This window comes from Clostridium sp. C8 (assembly GCF_001010885.1).
GTDB classification, from domain to species: Bacteria; Bacillota; Clostridia; order Clostridiales; family Clostridiaceae; genus Clostridium; species Clostridium sartagoforme.
Window position 1 is genome coordinate 1 of sequence record NZ_LBMX01000114.1, and the last position, 1,630, is coordinate 1,630.

A 1,630-nucleotide genomic window follows, 5' to 3' on the forward strand; every position below is an offset into this window, starting at 1 on the left:
TCAGACTGCTGACAAAGTATTAGCAGTCTTTAATTTTATACAAATATGTAATATAATTAAAAATATATTAATTTATTACATAGAGGTTTTATAAATGATAAACGAAAGAATAGAAGCAAAAAATGAAATGGAAGTGGTTATGTTAGAACAATTAGTTCCGCAAGACCATTTATTAAGAAAAATAGATAAATATATAGATTTTTTATTTATTAGAGATTTAACTAGCGATTTGTATTGTCATACAAATGGTCGACCAGCAGTTGATCCTGTAATTTTATTTAAAATGCTATTTATAGGATATCTTTATGGCATACGCTCCGAAAGGCAACTAGTTAAAGATATAGAAGTAAATTTAGCATATAGATGGTTTTTAGGATATTCTATTACGGAAAAAATTCCAGATGCATCTACAATAAGTCAAAACAGAATTAGAAGATTTAAAGGTACTGATATTCCACAAAAAATTTTCGATAATATAGTTATTCAAGCTATGGATAAAGGCTTAGTTGGTGGTAAAATTCTTTACTCTGATTCAACACATATAAAAGCTAATGCTAATAAGCGTAAGTTAGAAAAAGTTGAAGTTCAAGTAACACCTAAAGAATATATAGAACAATTAGATATTGATGTAAATTTGGATAGGGAAAATCATAATAAAAAGCCTTTAAAGCCAAGAAAACAAAAAGAAGAAACAAAGGAAATTAAGAAAAGTACTACAGATCCAGATAGTGGCTATATGATGAGAGATAATAAGCCAGAAGGATTCTTTTATCTAGATCACAGAACTGTAGATAGTAAAAATAATATAATTATGGATGTGCATGTTACCCCTGGTAACGTCAGCGATAGCGAACCAATATTAAAAAGAATAGATAGAATTGAAGAAGCTTTTAATATAAAGCCTAAGTACCTTGGATTAGATGCAGGATATTCAACAAATCCTATCTTTAAAGGAATAACAGATAGAGAGATAATACCAGTTATAGCATATAGGCGTTCTCCTCATAAAAAAGGAATGTATACAAAGAATAAGTACATATATGATTATGATAAAGATATATATATTTGTCCAAACAATGTTGCATTAATATATAAAACAACGACTCGCGAAGGCTATAAAGAATATAGATGTTTTGAAGAAATATGTATGTGTTGTCCTCATAAAGATAAATGTCTTGGAGATAAAGCTAAATATAAAATAATTAGAAGACATGTTTGGGAAAATCATAAGGACGATAATAAGAATTTCCTTAGAACTGAGAAAGGAAAAGGAATTTACGATAGAAGGAAAGAAACAGTTGAGCGAAGCTTTGCAGATTCAAAAAATCTGCATGGGCTTCGCTATTCTCGCTTCCGCGGACGCGAAAAAGTTTCAGAGCAATGCCTGTTAACTGCAGCAGTGCAGAATATGAAGAAGATAGCAACAAAACTATCTTCACTATTTTTATATTATATTGTTAATTTTTATGGTATTTTCAATTTTAAATTTTATTCACAATTAATATATAGAAAAACCCTCTGTTTTTAAACAGGGGGTTTTTCAACAAACTGTATTATAAATATTATAATATTTATAATTGGATTTTTAAGTTTTATCTTTTCACTTTTCCTTGAAGCTATTAACATATCC

General features: G+C 28.4%; 1 protein-coding gene. It reads left to right on the top strand.

All coding sequences use genetic code 11. From position 1 onward, the window contains the following. The first annotated feature begins 94 nt into the window (after positions 1 to 94). Positions 95 to 1,528, top strand: a complete 1,434-nt coding sequence (locus AAT22_RS18345) for an IS1182 family transposase (protein ID WP_047002320.1) — start codon at positions 95 to 97, stop codon at positions 1,526 to 1,528. Positions 1,529 to 1,630: the final 102 nt, after the last annotated feature.